Source organism: Nodosilinea sp. LEGE 06152 (genome assembly GCF_015207525.1).
Classification (GTDB): Bacteria; Cyanobacteriota; Cyanobacteriia; order Phormidesmidales; family Phormidesmidaceae; genus Nodosilinea.
Genome location: NZ_JADEWR010000007.1, coordinates 124,889 through 141,125, shown reverse-complemented (window position 1 = coordinate 141,125; position 16,237 = coordinate 124,889). Strand labels below are relative to the sequence as shown.

Below are 16,237 nucleotides of genomic sequence, written 5' to 3'. Positions count from 1 at the left end.
TCCCATCCCTACACTGATTTCTCAGCTAATTAAGAAAGGTTCGCAACAAAACGAACGCAGTGTGGGAGGACGTGAAATGAGTCTACGGTCGTGGCAACTGGGGCTGTTGCTAGCCCTGTCGGGTAGTTTGGTGAGCGGTTGGGAAATGCCGCTGAGGGCGCAGGAGAGTGAGGTGGGGCAACCGGCGGCGCTAGAGCTGACCCAAACCGCTACCGTGCAGGTAACGGCAGTGCGGCTGGAGCCGACAGAAGCCGGTTTCCGAGTCATTCTAGAAACCGCCGGTGGGGAGCTGGCTGCTCCCACTATCCAGACCACCGGCAACGCGCTGATTGCCGATATTCCCAATGCCACCCTGGCCCTGCCCGAGGGCGAGCCTTGGCAGCAGGTCAGCCCATCGGACGAGATTGCCTTGATCAGCGTCAGCGACCTGGGAGACGGCCAGGTGCGGGTTGCCATTACCGGCGTGGAAGCCCCGCCCACCGCCGAGGTGCAGGCCGCCGCTCAGGGGCTGGTGTTTAGCGTGCTGCCGGGCATGGCGGACACGGCGGCGGCAGAAGAGGCCATTCAAATTGTGGTTTCCGCCACCCGAACTGAGGCCGCGATCGCCGACGTGCCGCGATCGGTAACGGTAATTGAGCGGGAGCAAATTGACCAGCAAACCCAGGTTTCCCGTGGTCTGGGGGATATTTTGGGCCAGCTGGTGCCGGGGCTGGCACCGTCTACGGGCAGCTCCAGCCAGTTTGGCCAGTCGCTGCGAGGGCGCAACACGCTGGTGCTTATTGATGGCGTGCCCCAAACCCCTAGCCGCAACGTCTTTCGCAATTTCGAGATTGTTGACCCCAGCGCCATCGAGCGAATTGAAGTAATCCAGGGACCCACGGCTATCTATGGCGACGGGGCAACCGGGGGCGTGATCAACATCATCACCCGCACGGCACCGGCAGAGGGCACCGTAGCCCGCACCCGGCTGGGTTTGAGTACAGATTTTGCCGATGTTTCGGGTAGCTTGGGGGGCACCGTAGAGCAGTACCTCGGCGGTCGGCTCGACGATAGTGACTACGCCTTCACCCTTTCCTACGACCACAGCGGGGGCTTTTTTGATGCCCTGGGCGATCGCATTCCCCCTGATCCCAATGACCAGGGCGGCTTGGCCGATACAGACACCTTCAACGTGTTGGGCAAAATTGGGGTAGATTTTGCCGAAAATCAGCGGCTACAGCTTACGGTCAACCACTACAACGCCGTTCAGACCACCAGCTTTACAACCGACCCCAGTGTTGCCGATGTTCCGGGACGGCAGCGGTCCCGAGCCATCCCAGGACTCGATTTAGATACACCCCAAACGAACCGCAACACCGTACTGAGCCTCGACTACACCCACAGCGATGTGCTGGGGGGAGACTTGCAGGGCCAGCTTTACTACCGCGACTACCTGACCCGCTTTGTGCCCTTCGACGCACGGGATTTTGCCAGCCTGGGCAGCGTCATTTTTCAGTCGGAGGTCGATTCTACAGAGTATGGCGGGCGGCTCCAGTTCAATACGCCCCTGGCCAACGAAGGAGCCCTCAGCCTGCTGTGGGGAGCAGACTATAACAACGAGCGCACCTCCCAGCCCATCAACATTTTTGACCCAGCCGCATTCGATGCCAGCGGCGGGTTGACCTTTCGCCGCATTGGCGAGAGTCTCTGGGTGCCGCCCTTGAACCAGTCGAGCCTGGGCCTGTTTGCCCAGCTTAACTGGGAGATCAGCGATCGCGTTGCCCTGCTGGGCGGTGTTCGCCACGAGCGGGTCGGCCTGACGGTGGATGACTTCACCACCCTGGCAGGCAACGCGGTTCAAGGGGGCGACCTGGCCTACGATGCCACCCTGTTCAACCTGGGCGGTGTCGTCGATCTCAGCGACGACATCAGCCTGTTTGCCAACTTTGCCCAGGGGTTTTCGCTGGCGGATGTCGGCTTAGTGCTGCGCAATGCTCCGGCGGGCTTTTCGGTGAATACCCTGCGGCCTGAAGCCCAGCGGGTAAACCATTACGAACTGGGCCTTCGCGGCAGCTGGCCTAGGCTTCAGGCATCGCTGGCTGGGTTCTACAACACCTCTGAGCTGGGGACAACGTTTACGGCCCCTGGCGAAATTCTGCGGGCTCCTGAGCGAGTCTACGGCGTAGAAGCCACGGTCGATGCTCGGCTCAGCGACACCTGGCTACTGGGCGGCACCGCCAGCTGGGCCGCAGGCGAAATCGACCGGGGCAACACCGGCACCTACACCCCGCTAGATGGTTTCCGCATTCCGCCGCTCAAACTCACGGCCTACGTGGAGAACCAGACTACTCCCGGCTGGAGCAATCGCCTGCAGGCGATCTATTCCGGCAGTCGCGATGTGTTTGCGGATGAGGCCGTATTCGGTCAGCGCGCCGTCAGCAGCTACTTCACGATGGACTACATTAGTGCGCTAGCCGTTGGCCCCGGCACGCTAGAAATCGGCATCGCCAATCTGTTGAATAGCGACTACTTTCCTGTCGTGTCGCAACTTCAGCCCAGCGAGGTGAGCAACGCCGCCGGCAGAGGCCGCTTCCTGCGGATTGGCTACTCGTTTGAATGGTGAGAGGTAGGCACTGCTGAACTGAGGTATGAATCGGCGTAGGGGCAAACGGTTGTTTGCCCCCGACTAATCAGGGGTAGGCAACCAGGTTTTAGTACCATACCGAATCCTATTTGGTTATACTGAATCCGCCTTAGCTGCCCTCGGTTGGACTGGGCAAACACCGTTTGCCCCTACGCAGGCTACCTGTTTGGAATCGGGGTTGCGGTCAAATTTGATATTACGCCCGGTTTGTAGGGACAGTGCAATGCCCCTACGAGGCCCTGTTTTTATCCAGGGTTTCTCAATGCGGATTTCGGATCAGCTGGCTTGGATAGTCAGTCGGCCAAGTGCTTCTCCAGATCATCCAGCAGCAAATGTGCCGCCTGAATACCGCCAGCAGTGGTCCACACGACATCGCTGACTGGGTAGGCCTTGCCCTGCTGAACAACGTCGAGCTGCTGCCAGAGGGGATGATTTAGCCAAGACCGGGCGATGTCGCTGGCCGATTGGCCGCCGTCGTAGCTGACATCCGTAAAGTAGAACAGGACATCTCCATTCATCTGCGGAATCTGCTCAAGGGAAACTTCCTGGGCGAAGCCGGCCTCAGATTGTGTGGGAGGCCGCTGGAGACCCACCTCCTGAACGATTTGTCCAGGGAATGAGTCCTTCAGGTAAAGGCGGGCATTGCCTGGTAAAAAGCGCACCAGAGACACCTGAAGATTGCGGTCTGCGAACTGCTGGAGCAGATCGGCCACCCGAGCATTCCAGTCGGCCAGCAGCTTTTCGGCTTCGGCTTCGCGGTTGAGGGCTTTGCCGTAGAGGCGCAGGTTGTCTTGCCAGGGTTCGCCGATGGTTTCTGAAAAAACCGTGGGTGCGATCGCGCTCAACTGATCATAGATTTGCCCCTGCCGCACCTGGCTACCGATGATGAGATCGGGCTGTAGCGCTGCAATTTGCTCCAGGCTGGGCTGCAGTTCGTCGCCAACAATGGGTACGTCGGTCATTTCTTCCGCAATGTAGTCTTAGTAAGGCTCCCCCGACCACGACTTGACTGCACCCACCGGGGTAAGCCCCAAGGCCAGCACCATATCGGTGGCCTCGTTTGTCAATACCACCACCCGCTGCGGACGGCTGGGGACAGCGGTACTGCCCATGGCGTGGCCCACAGCGCGCTGGGTGGCGGCTGGGGCCGCTGATTGGGCTGCTTCTTGAGACCCAGAGGGTACACCAGCACAGCTAGCCAGCACCAGGCAGAGGCCAAGACCACAGACCATCGATTGGCGTTTCACCGCTTCCTCTCCACCACAAAAAACTACTCTGCCTCACCAGACATTCAGGCGTGCTCCATGCAGGGGCTGACCGGAACGCACAGGGGCGTACCGGCCACCGGGTCGCAAATGATGCGGCTCTCTAACCCAAACACCTGGCGCACCAGTGCCTCCGTTACAACTGTCTGAGGCGACCCCTGAGCCAGCACATTCCCTTCCCGCAGCGCGATTAACTGGTGGCTGTAGCGACAGGCCATGTTCAGGTCGTGGAGCACCATGACAATGGTGCGATTTCCCTGGCGGTTGAGCTGATAGAGCAAGTCCAGCACTTCGATTTGATGAGCTAGATCCAAGTAGGTGGTGGGTTCGTCCAGCAGTAGGGTTTCGGTGTCTTGGGCCAGGGCCATGGCGATCCAGGCTCGCTGGCGCTGACCGCCGGAGAGGGTGTCGAGGGGGCGGTTGGCAAACTCGTGCAGGTGGGTGGTGGCGATCGCCTCCTCCACCTTCAGCTCATCCTCTTTTGACCACTGCTGCAGCCAGCTCTGGTGGGGGTAGCGGCCCTGGGCCACCAGTTCGCGCACGGTTAGCCCTTCGGGGGCAGCGGGGCTTTGGGGCAAAATGCCCAGGCGCTTGGCCAGTTCTTTGGTGGGCAGATGGGCGATCGCATCCCCATCCAAATACACCGTACCGCCCTGGGGCTTGAGCAGCCGCGCCAGCCCCCGCAGCAGAGTGGACTTACCGCAGCCGTTTGGCCCCACCAGCGTGGTGACCTGTCCCTGGGGAATGGCGAGATCGAGCCCTTGAATGATCACATTGCCGTCGTAGGCCAGCGTGAGCTTGCGGGCGGTGAGGGCGATTTGAGTGGCGGTATTGGTGAGCATGGGGGAGGGGGGGAGGGGTGGATGGGTAGGTGGGTGGATGGGTGGGAGAGTTGGGGTTTCGGGTTTCAGGTTTCGGGTTTACGGTTCTGCCTTGCACCTTGCACCTGACTTTTTTGCCTTCTGTCTTCTCTGGATTACTGGTTACGGTCGCGGTACAGCAGCCACAGGAAATAGGGCGCGCCGACGACCGCTGTAATCACCCCGCAGGGTAGCTCAATGGGGGCAAAGGCCAGTCGCCCCACCAGATCGGCCAGCTCTACGATGCATGCCCCGGTCAGCGCCGCCACCGGAATTAACCCCGCGTGGGATGGCCCTACCAACTGCCGCCCCAGGTGCGGAGCCATCAGCCCGACAAACCCGATGGTGCCCGCCGTGGCCACTGATGCCCCGGCCAGAGCTACGGTGCAGAGCAGCAGCAGGCTGCGGGTCCACTCCACCCGGCTGCCCAGCCCCTGGGCCAGGCTGTCGCCCAGATTCAGGCTGTCCAGATCCCGCGCTAGCACCAGGGTCAGGGGCAGAAAAATGATCAGCCAGGGCAGCAGCGGCCAGAGGTGCTCCCAACTGCGGCCGTAGACGCTGCCGGTGAGCCACACCAGGGCTTGGCTGACATCGTAGATGTTGCCGAAGGTGATCATCAGGGTGGTGAAGGCTCCGGTGAGCGAAGTCAGGCCGATGCCGATCAAGATCAGGCGCATGGGCGAGCTGCCGCCGTTCCAGGCCAGCAGGTAGATGGCGATCGCCGCCCCCAATCCGCCCAAAAACGCGGCGATCGGTAGCCACCCCACCGCCACCTGCGGGAACAGCACGATCAGCGCCACCGCCACCAAACTCGCCCCTGAATTAATGCCGATGATTTCTGGAGCCGCCAGCGGGTTGCGGGTAATGCCCTGCAAAATTGTCCCCGCCGTCGCCAGCCCCATGCCCACCAGCAGCGCCACCAGGGCGCGGGGCAGCCGCAACGTATTCACCACAAAGGCGTAGTCGGGGCTGGCCGGAAAGCCCAGAATGGTTTTGACCACCTCCAGCGGCGGCACCGGGTACTCTCCCTGGCTGACGTTGAAGATGAGGGAGAGCAGGGCGATCGCCACTAGCGCCACCAATACCGCAGGCACGCGGCGATCGACCCGTAGGGAGACTGGGAATTGGCGGGGACGGATGGAGAGCCAGGGTTTGGTGGGCATGGTGGGCGGGTAGGCGGGTGGATGGGTAGATGGGTGAGGGGGTGTAGGGTGCATCCGCGTAGCGATGCACCATTCCAATGCTGTTTGCTGCCTCTCGTAGGGTGGGCACTGCCCACCATTAACCTGCGCCTCACCGTTTGATCTTCGACCGCGCCAAATAGATAAAGAACGGTGCCCCCACGATCGCGGTCATGATCCCCACCGGCAGCTCCTGGGGGCGAATCACCAGGCGAGCGGCGGTATCGGCCACCGAGAGCAGGATGGCCCCAGCGATCATGGAGTAGGGCAAAATCCAGCGGTAGTCGACGCCGACGGCGAAGCGCACCACGTGGGGCACCACCAACCCGACGAAGCCGATGGGGCCAGCCAGGGCCACGGCGCTGCCCGCTAGCAGAACGACGGCGATCGCCGATCCCACTTTCACCCAGGCGGTTTGCAGCCCTAAGCCCTGGGCCACGTCTTCGCCCAGGCTCATCAGCGTTAGCTGTCGCCCCAGGGCCAGCGACGCTGCTAGCCCCACGGCGATGTAGGGCAGCACCGGCAGAATAGACGCAATATCTTGCCCGGCCAGCGACCCGGCCAGCCAAAAGCGAATCTCATCCAGCGTGCGCTGACTGAGGATGAGAATGCCCGTGGTGAGGGAGCTGAGCAGGTACGACAGGGCGGCTCCGGCGATCACCAACTTGAGGGGCGTGAGACCGCTGCGACCCATAGAGCCAAGCCAGTAGACGGTAAGGGCTGCGATCGCCGCTCCCCCAAAGGCAAACCCCACGTAGCTGCCGCCGCTGCCCCGCAAAAACACCGCCAGCACCATCGCCAGCGCCGCCCCGACATTGATGCCCAAAATATCAGGCGCGGCCAGCGGGTTGCGGGTCAGCCCCTGGGTAATGGCTCCAGCCACCGCCAGCGCCGCCCCCACCACCACCGCCAATACCGCCCTAGGCAGCCGCACCGTGCGAATAATCAAATGCTCCGTCGAGCCATCAAATTGAAAGATGGCTTGAAACACCGTATCGGGTGCAATATCGGCGGCCCCCAGCAAAATGCTCGTCAAAAGACAGACCAGCAGCACCAAACCGCCCAAAAATAGCCCCAACACCAGCGACAGAGGCGACTGAGACAACATTGGAGAAAGCTTTGGCCTGTCTGACTGAAGGGATGACACTAGTGCTAATTCTCCCGTTGCGTTGCAATCCCCAGGGTGGCTCCCTCGATCGCCCGCAGTTCGTCCATCACCGCAATCACGCGACCGTGGTTGACGGCTTCATCGGCGTTGATCACAATCACCGATTCCTGGGTGGTACCCATCAGGTCGCGCACACTCGATTGCAGGTTGTCTAGCGCAATGGATTCTCGATTCAGCGCGATCGCACCAGAATCCTCAACCGAGACCGTAATCTGCGTGCGCTGCTGCACCTCGGAGCTATCGGCCTTGGGCAAATTTACCGGCAATGACTCAGAACGAGTGAGAAACAGGCTAGAAATAATGAAAAACGTCAAAATCGCAAAGATGACATCGATCATCGGCACGATGTTGAGTTCAAACTCTTCTTCGGGTTCTTCGGGGAAGTACATGGTGGGAGGGTGGATGAGTGGGAGGGTGGATGAGTGGGAGGGTGGATGAGTGGGAGGGTGGATGAGTGGGAGGGTGGGCGAGTGGGAGGGTGCAGTCCATGCGCTATGAATAGACCCATCTACCCATCTACCCATCTACCCATCTACCCATCCACCCATCTACCCATCTACCTCACCAAAGACTCTTCCCTAAGCTGGCTCTGCCGCTCGTAGTGGGTTTCGTACAAAATCTCAAACTGGCCGCCGTACTCCTGAATCAGCGCGATCTGGCGTTTGTAGAAGCCGCGAAAGAGGTTGGCAAATAGCAGCGTGCCAATGGCGACTACCAGCCCGGCGGCGGTGGATACTAGGGCTTCGCTGATGCCGCCGGTAACGGCGTTGGCATTGGAGCCAATGTCGCCGAGCTGAATGGCGGAAAAGGAGGCGATCAGGCCAAGAATAGTGCCGAGCAGGCCGAGCAGCGGCGCGACGCTGATGATGGTGGCAAAGACGGTGTTAAACCGACGCAGGTGGGGCAGCTCAGCCTGCATGGCGCTGGCCAGGGCCAGGTGAAACTGCTTGGGGCTGGCCCCTTCGATGTCCAGCGCTTCGAGAAAAATGCGGGCAATGGGCAGGTTGACGTTCTGCCGCAGCTTGGGGTACACATCCACAGGCGCTTGCCGATAGGTGCGCAGAATGTCTTGCATCACCGGGCGCTGGCGGCGGTTGATGCGAAACCAGAAGAGGGAGCGCTCGATGATGAGCGCGATCGCTAGGATTGAAAACCCTAGCAGCGGCCACATCACAATGCCGCCCGCCGCAAAAATAGTACCCATAGACCTAGTTGCAAATTGGTGTCATTAGATTAACCCTTGTTTGCGGTGCCCTGTCAAGACAAATTTGACGGCAGCCCCTGCCTCAGCAACCCACTGCTCAGCTAGCGTCTCCGCTCCTCAGGCCGAGGGCGGCGGGGCTGAGCCTAAAAAATAGACTCCACGCCAATGCGAAACGCTGTGCCGGGGTGGTAGATGCGGTTTGACTTTTCGTACTGGCGATTGGCCAAGTTCTCGACATAGATCACCAGCCCCAGGTTTTGCAGCACGGGCACCCGCGCCGTGAAATCGAGGTTGAGCCAAGACTCCGTGAAATCTAAACTAGTGTCGCCGGGGTTCACAAAAAAGGCCCGTCGCGCGCCGCTGTTGTAGCTGGCCAGCACGGCGGCCTGCCATCCGTTGTGGCGATAGCCCACGCCCATCTGCCCCACCGAAAATGGAATCATCCCAAGCTGTAGCCCTGCCTCGGGGCCGTCTTTAATTTGGGCGCTGGTGTAGGTGTAGTTTAAGAACGTGTTCCACTGAGGGCTAACCTGCCAGTTGAGGGCCAGCTCTAGGCCATTGGTGCTGACCAGGCCAATGTTTTCCCAGCGACCGGTCCGAATGCCCAGGCGGTTGTTGAGCTGGCTGCCGAAGTAGGTTACCTGGCCGCTCAGGTTGGGGGCTAGCTGCGTATCGACCCCAATCGTCCAGGCTGAGCCTTGCTCGGGCACCAGATCGGGGTTAGCCAGCCAGTTGTGCACCGTATCGAACAGATAGAGCTGGTCAAGGCCGGGGTTGCGCTGCACCGAAACCCAGCTGCTGCGAAAGTTTACCCCTGGGGTGGCGGCCCAGTTGAGGCCCAGGCTGGGGTTGGTGTAGGCTCCAAATTCGCTGGTCAGGTTTTGGCGCAGCCCCACCTCGGTTTGCAGGGTGTCGGTGAGGCGCAGGGTGCCGAGGGCAAACACCGCCCCCTCAAACCGGCTGCGATTTTCAACGTCGTTGAGCGGGGCCAGGGCCGGGGCGGTGGAGCTGGCTTCGCCGCTAAACCAGGTCTGTCTGAGGTCGCCCCCCCACTGCAACTGTAGGCGATCGCTCAGCTGCCAATCGTGCTGCACTCGGCTGAGCAGAGTTTTGGTATCGAGCACGCCCGTGCGCGAGAACACCCCCTGGGTGGGGCCAAAGGTGTTGAAGTAATCGCTGTTGTAGCCTACCGAGACTGCCAGCTGCGAGTCATCCCCAGCGCCCAGCGCCGCCTCCCAGGTGAGGCCCAGATTGAGGCCATCGTGGTGGAGGCGATCGCGCTGGAGCGGAAAGCCAAAGTACAACAGCCCCTTGCGGCTGCTGAGGTGGCTGGCGCTAAAGTCGAGCTGGTTGCGATCGTCGATGGCAAACCCCAGCCGTCCATAGATATTGTCCACCGCTGTATCGCCGTTAAAGAGGCGGCCATCGGGGCCACGGTTGGCCGCTCCCACGGGTACGACATAGTTGTTCTCGGCCCGGGCGCGTTCGTAGCCCAGACTAAAATCTACATCGTTAAAGCTGCCTCCAAATCGCCCCCGATAGTTCGATAGCCCGTAGGAACCCAGCTGCGCCGCCCCCGTAAAGCGGGGTATGCCCGTGCCTAGCCGCGTCACAATATTTACCACGCCGCCAAAGGCTTCAGACCCGTATAGGGTGGCCGCCGTGCCGCTAGACAGCTCCACCCGCTCAATGGCGTCGGTGGGAATGCTGTTGAGATCGGTGCCGCCGTGGTAGGTGCTGATATTGGTATTAAAGGGCCGCCCGTCGATCAGAAAGACCGACTGATTGATCGAGTGCCCCCGGTAGGCCGTGCCCGTGTGAATATCGGCCCCAAACCCCACATCGTTGATGGCAAAGCCGGGCAAACCGCGCAGAATCTCTGACAGCGTATCGGCCCCCGACTGCTGAATCTGCTCAGCGTCGATCACATAGACCGGCGTAGACTGCACCGGCATGTCTTCGGTGACAATAATCCGTAAAATGCCCTCATCATCGGGTTCAGCCGACCCCGGCTGCTGAACTATCAGGTCGCTGGCGGAGCCGCAGGTGGTACAGGCCAGCTTCGGCAAGGCAGCGGACGCAGCTGGGGCAGGGTCTGCTCGAACAGGGCGCAGGTCAACCAGTCCAGTACTGCCAATACAGCTCCCCAACGCCAGAGCCGCGAACCACTTCAACCCACTCCTGTTCACTGTGCGCCCCTCGGATATGGCTTTAAGACTCAGCTATTTGCCTGGTCAATATGGCAGGGGGGATAGCGGCCTGTCTAAAGACAAGCCGTCTTTCTACCCCAGGGTGGCGGACACCTGCGCCCCTGATTGACCGACAAAACTCACGAAATCTTGATCAACTGGGTGGGTAGGTGGCGCGATCGCAGAACCCGCCCACCCTAGCTCTGGCGCTAGGTTCACTGCGTTTCAACCCAACCTCTAAAGCGCTGTCAGTAACCTAACTTGAGCACTTCAGTTTCCCCAGCTAAATGCTATTGACTGTCAATTGTGTAATATGATTAAAACCGTTTTGCCGTTTCCCTGGGCAAGTGCCAATGAGCCTTTCAGAAATCTGCGTCCAACAGCATGAGCACGAGCAGAAAAAGCTGAAACGACTTCTGCTTTGGGGCCTGTTGGGCTCCCTGGGTGCCCACGGGGTGGGGCTCAGCCTGAGCCAGTTCAACTTTTGGCAAGCCGCCACCGATGAGCTAACGCCCATCGAGCTGATCATCACCGAGTCGGTAACCGAGCCGCTGCCCGACGAGCCCGAGGTCTTGCCCGACCCCACCCAGCCCGCCGAACTCAGCACCCAGACCAATGACCCCGCTCCCGCCCCAGCGGCCCCGGCCCCACCCCCTCCAGCCGCCATTGTTGCGGCACCCCAGCCAGTTGCGGTAGCCGAGCCTGAGCTTCCAGAACCGGTCGAGCCCGAACCCCTGGTCGAAACCGAAGTCGAGTCAGAGCTAGAGGTGCCAGAAGAGGAGGAAGAAACCCCCGAGGCCGATCTACCGCCCGAAACCGTTGAACCCGAAGAGGCCGTCGCCGAAGCCGAAACCGAAGCCGAGCCGACAGAGCCCGACCTAGCCACTGCGGCAGAGGAGTCCTCCCAGTTCGAGCGCCTGCGCGACTTTCTACAGCAGCGGCGAGAGGCCGAGGGTGAGGTTGCCGCTGGCACTTCAGCAGATGGTAGCCCTGACTCAGCTGGGCCTCCCGCTTCTGACTCAGCGGGGGCTGGCGAAACTACCGCTGCCCGCCCCGGCACTGGCACCACCAATTCCTCTGGCGGCAACGGCCAGGGCCAGGGCTCGCGCACGGTGGCCTGCCAAAATTGCGTGCGTCCCAGCTATCCCCAAAGCGCCCTAGATGCCGGGGCCGAAGGTCAACCCATGGTCAGCGTTGACATCAACCCCGACGGCAGCGTTCGCAGTGTGACTCTGACCCGCTCCAGCGGTAACCCGGCGATCGATCAGGCCGCTATTCAGGCCGCTCGAAACTCACGGTTTCAGCCTGTCAATGGCGGAGCCAGCGTTCCTATTGAGTATGACCTGACCATTGAAGGCTCACGCCGAAACCGCGATGCTCGCCGTCGGGGCGAGCGCCAGGCAGTAGAGCTGCCATCAGAACCAACCCCAGCGACTGAATCGGCCGCAGAGCCCAACCCCACGCCAGAATCAACGGCTGCCCCTACCGAACCCACTGAACCCGCCGAGACTGAGCCACCGGCATCTGCTGAAACCGATTCAGAACCCGCCAGTGCTCCCGCCGATCCCCTCATTCCCGAGCCTGAGAATGCAGCACCTGAATCTTCACCAGAACCTGCGGTAGCCCCACCAACGCCAACCCCAACCCCAACGCCGACACCAACCCCATCATCCCCAGCCCCAACCCCGACGCCATCATCGCCACCGCCAACCCCAACGCCAGCGCCACCAGTCGTGGCTCCAACCCCAGCGACCCCGCCCCCTCAGCCTGCTCCGGCAGCTCCCCCAGCTCCGGCGGCTCCCCCCCCGGCGGCCACCCCGCCCCAGCCAGAAGCCCCCGCTAGCGAAGAAGCCCCTTAACCATGATCAGCCTCGGTTTTGGCAGACTCGGCCAAAGTGGTGTCCGTATCAGAGCTAAGCTTTAGCGCCTCACCCAGGTAATCCAAAGATTTGCTGGGCGGATTGATAATGATCTGCATGGGCGAAAGAAGCTTACCCGAAGTCAAAAGAATGACCTGCGGGAGTGAAGGAACCTTACCCGAGGTCAAAAGAATGATCTGGGGGGGTGGAGGAACCTTTTGGTTGGGCAAAGGCAAGATCGTAGCGAGCTGAGGCTTTTACCGAGCGCTCAGAAGAACTTTGCAGCAGGTGAAATAAAGGTTTCACGGGGGCGAAGGAAGGTTTGCCGGGGTTGATGAGGGTTTTGGCGTTGCGGATGAACCTTACCAGTGGCGAAAGCAAGGGTATGGAGCCGGAAACCGGGTTTCTCTCGGGCAGTAAAGGAGTTAATACCAATCGTCCATGCTGCTAGCGCGGCACCCCCAAAGATAAAAATAGCCATAGCCGGTCCCTGAGCGAAGTCGTTGGTGAAGCCGCCCCAAAGGGGCTAGGGACGGCTATTTATAGAGCAAATCCGAGTCACACAACCCCGATTCATAACCGGTACCTCGTAGGGGCATTGCACTGCAATGCCCCTACAAATAGGGGGTATATAGACAGGATTTAGTATAAATACCCCCAGGCAAAGAAATCCGGTTTCTAAATCCAGAGTTTCGACCAATGGTAACAATTCTTACTTGCGCCCGGTGCGCGATTGGACTAGATTACTGAGCTAAGGCTGTGTGCGTGCAGTCTGAACGTCCCAAAAATTTAGTCAAACGCCACTGGAAGGAGATTAGGCCCTCCAACCAGCGGCTAACCCCTTCGACAGGTCTGAGCTGTCTCGGAGGCTAGGGCTATTATTGCCCAGGCCGCCCCGAACTGCACAACGTCAGGGCGGCTAAATTTTTGGGTTTCTTCCCCATCGTTTCATTGGAAAGGAACCCGATTATGTTGTGTTTTACCCGCCAAGATCCCCAAGTTCTTCAAGAACTCGGGGATCTGAGTCCCCTACGCCTTGCAAACCCTAGCCCCCAGCCGGGGCGCGAGCGTTTGCGTCATTTGGTAATCGGCTCGCCGGAGGGGGTGCGAGCGACGATCAACCTGCTGCATGTGCTGACCTATGCCGAGCAGCGGGAGTGGAGCCGGTTGGTGACGATACCACCATCTGGGATTTTGATTACCCCAGAGCAAGGCGAGGTGTTTAGTCTACTGAGGCGCGATCGGCAGCTAGATTGACGCCACGTCTAGGGGGTCAGCCGTAGATTGGGTTAGCGATAGCGTAATCCAACGAAACCATTGCTGCTGTTGGGCTTCGTTACCTCAACCCAACCTACGAGGACTGGCATTACAAAAACCCCGGTATCATTCAGCGAGTGCTTAAGGCTATACCAAAATAATTAGAAAGAGGGTAACTTAGCGGTAATCAACTTTTCGAGCTTATTATCGTGTGGCAACAGATATTAAACTTTCTAAACCAGGGTTGGGTGGGATCCTTACTCGGTATTTTAGGAATACTTACAGGCTTATATTTTTATTTGGCTTCTACAAAACGTAAAATCCTAAAATACCAAATATATTCTGAGAAGCTTATAGAAGATTTCCAGAATGAAGTAGATGGGCTAAAGATAACTTATTACGCTCAGCCTATTAGTAATCTAGCAATTTCCCATGTGTATGTCTGGAATGCTGGAAGAGATGTCATTCGTAGAAATGACATCTCAGAATTTGAACCAATAGAGATTCTGGTTAACGGTAAATTGATGGGTGCCATAAAGCTGCTTTCTTTGAGAAACGGCAAAAATAACGGATTCCTTCCGGAAAGGGCCGAGGATAAAATTTTGATAAACTTCTCATATATTGGTCATCGAGATGGTTTTAATATTAGATTTTTTCACACCTGGAAAGATTCCATTATTGTTAATGTGAGAGGAGATGTTATAGGTGAGCAGAAACCAAGCAGAGGGGACTATTACAGGTTGCATAAAATATTTGAAGCTGTTTTCGGTTTCTCTGCATTTATTCTGATTGCTTTTATTCTACCTTCCTTTTCACTTGTTTCAGTGCAAGTATTAGTTTTTGAAATTTTTGATATTAGTGACGGTGTTAGCAATTCCCCCAGTTCGCCAGAGTTTTCTCTTCTGCACTTCTTTATAACGTATTCTTTTTTAATAGTTGGCTTAATATACTTTTTCCTTGTATTGCCAAGACTAGATAGATTCCTCTCTAGCAATGAAAATATGATTCGCCTCAGAAAAAAGGCTGTCATTTTTTTTGCACGGCTTTTTGGTCATTGAAAAACATTGTCATACTTCACCGTGACGGGAAACCACGATGAATAAGACTTGGTGCTACACTAAACTGTCCAATGATACCAATTGAGTTGGCCTAATGATAGGAGAGTTGAATCTAAAGCATGAGTGACATAATACAAGAAATGCCTGAAAAGCATGTAAGAGCTATTCAATATAAAAATAAAGAAATCAGAAAGCAAAGCTATGTTATAGCTGGTTTGGTTTTGTTTTCTCTTTGGATGATTTTATTGTGCCAACGCTCAAGCGTTGACACAGCCTCCTCTGACGCTCCAGCGTCTCCTCAATATGGGGCGCAGGAGTACCATCGTGGGCATTCCACGCGAAGCGTAGGAACAATAAAAGACAAACCGTTGATCGCCCTGCATCAGACGATCGCGATAGACTGAGCAAAGCTAACCTTCGCCCACAACATTACGCAGGGGAGCCAGAGCAACTATGGCACTCGCAAACGATCGCCCCTTACAACTGATTTTCCTGAATTTTGAGGAGTTTCTCGCTCAGTACGGCGATGATAGTCGCTACGAACTCATTGATGGAGAACTCTTTGACTTGGAACCGACGGGGCCTCATGAGGAAGTGGCGGCGACCATTGCCCGCTGGCTCAATTACGACATCGTGCAGCAAGGGGCCGATTACTTCATCCCCCATCGCTGCTTAATCAAACCCCTGGCCAACCAAACCGGGTTTCGCCCCGATGTGATCGTCCTAGACCGCACCGCCCTCTCCCAAGAGCCGCTGTGGGCCAGCCAGCCTGTTGTCACCCTCGGCAGCACCATCAAATTTGTGGCGGAGGTCGTCAGCAGCAACTGGCAAAACGACTACGCCCGCAAACTCGAAGACTACGCCCTGCTAGGCATTCCGGAATACTGGATTGCCGACTATCAGGGGCTTGGCGGCGAATTCTTCATTGGTCGGCCTAAACAACCTACGCTAACTCTCTGTACCTTGAATCCAGAGGGGCGTTACGACCGGCAATTGCTGCGCGGCGACCAGCGCATTACGTCTTTTGTCTTTCCCAATTTGAATCTGACCGCCAAAGCCATCCTGAGGGTTGAATGAGATCGATCCCCAATTTTGGCAAATGCAATCAGGGGTGTGGCATTGCAGATTATGTCAGTCACGGTCTACCAGTTCAGCAATGCCAGCTAAATCTGTTGTAGGGGCAAGCTTATCGTAGTCAAACACCACAATGCCCCGTTGAGCTAAAAGATCCATAAACGTCAGGCGATTTAACCCTGCCAGCTCAGCAGCCTTGCCCAAAGAGAGCTGCTTCTCCTGAAAAAATGCGATCGCAGCCAACAACCGAATCCGCTCACCCAAGTCAGTTGCCCCCATCTTGAGAGCTGCCAGCATATCCTGTGAAACCTCAAGAGTAATTGTTTCTGTACTCATGAGTTTCACCTTCTGTAATCAAACCTGGGTCTTTATGTTTTAAAGCGGGTGATGAGACTCGAACTCACGACATTCAGCTTGGGAAGCTGACGTTCTACCACTGAACTACACCCGCAGAGGTGCCGCTGGGCAAGCACGTTGCCAACGGACTCCCATTATACGG

The 16,237-nt window shown here is 58.0% G+C and carries 16 protein-coding genes and 1 tRNA gene; 6 read left to right on the top strand and 11 right to left on the bottom strand.

The window, feature by feature from the left end; all coding sequences use genetic code 11:
• The first annotated feature begins 76 nt into the window (after positions 1-76).
• On the top strand, positions 77-2,602 hold the full coding sequence (locus IQ265_RS11710; RefSeq protein ID WP_278002741.1) for a TonB-dependent receptor: 2,526 nt from the start codon (positions 77-79) through the stop codon (positions 2,600-2,602).
• A gap of 314 nt (positions 2,603-2,916) precedes the next feature.
• On the opposite strand, the gene IQ265_RS11705 is transcribed toward IQ265_RS11710, so the two are convergent.
• From IQ265_RS11705 to IQ265_RS11675, 8 genes are all read right to left on the bottom strand, one after another.
• Positions 2,917-3,585, bottom strand: coding sequence for an iron-siderophore ABC transporter substrate-binding protein (locus tag IQ265_RS11705; protein ID WP_228037820.1), 669 nt, complete (start codon positions 3,583-3,585; stop codon positions 2,917-2,919).
• Between the two features lie 18 nt (positions 3,586-3,603).
• The gene (locus tag IQ265_RS28770) at positions 3,604-3,870 is read right to left on the bottom strand and encodes a hypothetical protein (RefSeq protein WP_228037819.1); all 267 of its coding nucleotides are present in this window, start codon (positions 3,868-3,870) and stop codon (positions 3,604-3,606) included.
• 44 nt (positions 3,871-3,914) lie between these two features.
• Positions 3,915-4,730, bottom strand: a complete 816-nt coding sequence (locus IQ265_RS11700; protein WP_194053625.1) for an ABC transporter ATP-binding protein — start codon at positions 4,728-4,730, stop codon at positions 3,915-3,917.
• Between the two features lie 134 nt (positions 4,731-4,864).
• The gene (locus IQ265_RS11695) at positions 4,865-5,911 is read right to left on the bottom strand and encodes an iron ABC transporter permease (protein ID WP_194053915.1); all 1,047 of its coding nucleotides are present in this window, start codon (positions 5,909-5,911) and stop codon (positions 4,865-4,867) included.
• A 130-nt stretch (positions 5,912-6,041) separates the two neighbouring features.
• Entirely contained in the window at positions 6,042-7,037 is a 996-nt protein-coding gene (locus IQ265_RS11690; RefSeq protein ID WP_194053623.1) for an iron ABC transporter permease, read from the bottom strand.
• A 44-nt stretch (positions 7,038-7,081) separates the two neighbouring features.
• The gene (locus tag IQ265_RS11685) at positions 7,082-7,486 is read right to left on the bottom strand and encodes a biopolymer transporter ExbD (protein WP_194053621.1); all 405 of its coding nucleotides are present in this window, start codon (positions 7,484-7,486) and stop codon (positions 7,082-7,084) included.
• A 167-nt stretch (positions 7,487-7,653) separates the two neighbouring features.
• Positions 7,654-8,301, bottom strand: coding sequence for a MotA/TolQ/ExbB proton channel family protein (locus IQ265_RS11680; protein WP_194053619.1), 648 nt, complete (start codon positions 8,299-8,301; stop codon positions 7,654-7,656).
• A 143-nt stretch (positions 8,302-8,444) separates the two neighbouring features.
• Positions 8,445-10,370: a TonB-dependent receptor gene (locus IQ265_RS11675; RefSeq protein WP_228037817.1), complete on the bottom strand. Its 1,926-nt coding sequence runs from the start codon at positions 10,368-10,370 to the stop codon at positions 8,445-8,447.
• A 473-nt stretch (positions 10,371-10,843) separates the two neighbouring features.
• On the opposite strand from IQ265_RS11675, the gene IQ265_RS11670 reads away from it, so the two are divergent.
• Positions 10,844-12,349, top strand: a complete 1,506-nt coding sequence (locus IQ265_RS11670) for a TonB family protein (protein ID WP_194053617.1) — start codon at positions 10,844-10,846, stop codon at positions 12,347-12,349.
• Positions 12,350-12,617: 268 nt separating this feature from the next.
• Here the strand turns inward: IQ265_RS11670 and IQ265_RS11665 are convergent, their stop codons facing one another.
• A complete protein-coding gene (locus IQ265_RS11665) occupies positions 12,618-12,830 on the bottom strand; it encodes a hypothetical protein (RefSeq protein WP_194053615.1) in 213 nt (70 codons plus the stop codon).
• Positions 12,831-13,318: 488 nt separating this feature from the next.
• On the opposite strand from IQ265_RS11665, the gene IQ265_RS11660 reads away from it, so the two are divergent.
• From IQ265_RS11660 to IQ265_RS11645, 4 genes are all read left to right on the top strand, one after another.
• On the top strand, positions 13,319-13,606 hold the full coding sequence (locus IQ265_RS11660) for a hypothetical protein (RefSeq protein ID WP_194053613.1): 288 nt from the start codon (positions 13,319-13,321) through the stop codon (positions 13,604-13,606).
• Positions 13,607-13,815: 209 nt separating this feature from the next.
• Entirely contained in the window at positions 13,816-14,664 is an 849-nt protein-coding gene (locus IQ265_RS11655) for a hypothetical protein (RefSeq protein ID WP_194053611.1), read from the top strand.
• Between the two features lie 119 nt (positions 14,665-14,783).
• Positions 14,784-15,068: a hypothetical protein gene (locus IQ265_RS11650; RefSeq protein ID WP_194053609.1), complete on the top strand. Its 285-nt coding sequence runs from the start codon at positions 14,784-14,786 to the stop codon at positions 15,066-15,068.
• 49 nt (positions 15,069-15,117) lie between these two features.
• Entirely contained in the window at positions 15,118-15,741 is a 624-nt protein-coding gene (locus IQ265_RS11645; protein ID WP_194053607.1) for a Uma2 family endonuclease, read from the top strand.
• Between the two features lie 54 nt (positions 15,742-15,795).
• Here IQ265_RS11645 and IQ265_RS11640 read toward each other — a convergent pair whose 3' ends face one another.
• A complete protein-coding gene (locus tag IQ265_RS11640; RefSeq protein WP_194053605.1) occupies positions 15,796-16,074 on the bottom strand; it encodes a UPF0175 family protein in 279 nt (92 codons plus the stop codon).
• A 43-nt stretch (positions 16,075-16,117) separates the two neighbouring features.
• A tRNA-Gly gene (locus IQ265_RS11635) sits at positions 16,118-16,189 on the bottom strand.
• Positions 16,190-16,237 lie beyond the last annotated feature (48 nt).

Coding starts and splice junctions, on each gene's coding strand:
- IQ265_RS11710 (WP_278002741.1), top strand. CDS start 77: ATGAGTCTACGGTCGTGGCAACTGGGGCTGTTGCTAGCCCTGTCGGGT.
- IQ265_RS11705 (WP_228037820.1), bottom strand. CDS start 3,585: ATGACCGACGTACCCATTGTTGGCGACGAACTGCAGCCCAGCCTGGAG.
- IQ265_RS11700 (WP_194053625.1), bottom strand. CDS start 4,730: ATGCTCACCAATACCGCCACTCAAATCGCCCTCACCGCCCGCAAGCTC.
- IQ265_RS11695 (WP_194053915.1), bottom strand. CDS start 5,911: ATGCCCACCAAACCCTGGCTCTCCATCCGTCCCCGCCAATTCCCAGTC.
- IQ265_RS11690 (WP_194053623.1), bottom strand. CDS start 7,037: ATGTTGTCTCAGTCGCCTCTGTCGCTGGTGTTGGGGCTATTTTTGGGC.
- IQ265_RS11685 (WP_194053621.1), bottom strand. CDS start 7,486: ATGTACTTCCCCGAAGAACCCGAAGAAGAGTTTGAACTCAACATCGTG.
- IQ265_RS11680 (WP_194053619.1), bottom strand. CDS start 8,301: ATGGGTACTATTTTTGCGGCGGGCGGCATTGTGATGTGGCCGCTGCTA.
- IQ265_RS11670 (WP_194053617.1), top strand. CDS start 10,844: ATGAGCCTTTCAGAAATCTGCGTCCAACAGCATGAGCACGAGCAGAAA.
- IQ265_RS11665 (WP_194053615.1), bottom strand. CDS start 12,830: ATGGCTATTTTTATCTTTGGGGGTGCCGCGCTAGCAGCATGGACGATT.
- IQ265_RS11660 (WP_194053613.1), top strand. CDS start 13,319: ATGTTGTGTTTTACCCGCCAAGATCCCCAAGTTCTTCAAGAACTCGGG.
- IQ265_RS11650 (WP_194053609.1), top strand. CDS start 14,784: ATGAGTGACATAATACAAGAAATGCCTGAAAAGCATGTAAGAGCTATT.
- IQ265_RS11645 (WP_194053607.1), top strand. CDS start 15,118: ATGGCACTCGCAAACGATCGCCCCTTACAACTGATTTTCCTGAATTTT.
- IQ265_RS11640 (WP_194053605.1), bottom strand. CDS start 16,074: ATGAGTACAGAAACAATTACTCTTGAGGTTTCACAGGATATGCTGGCA.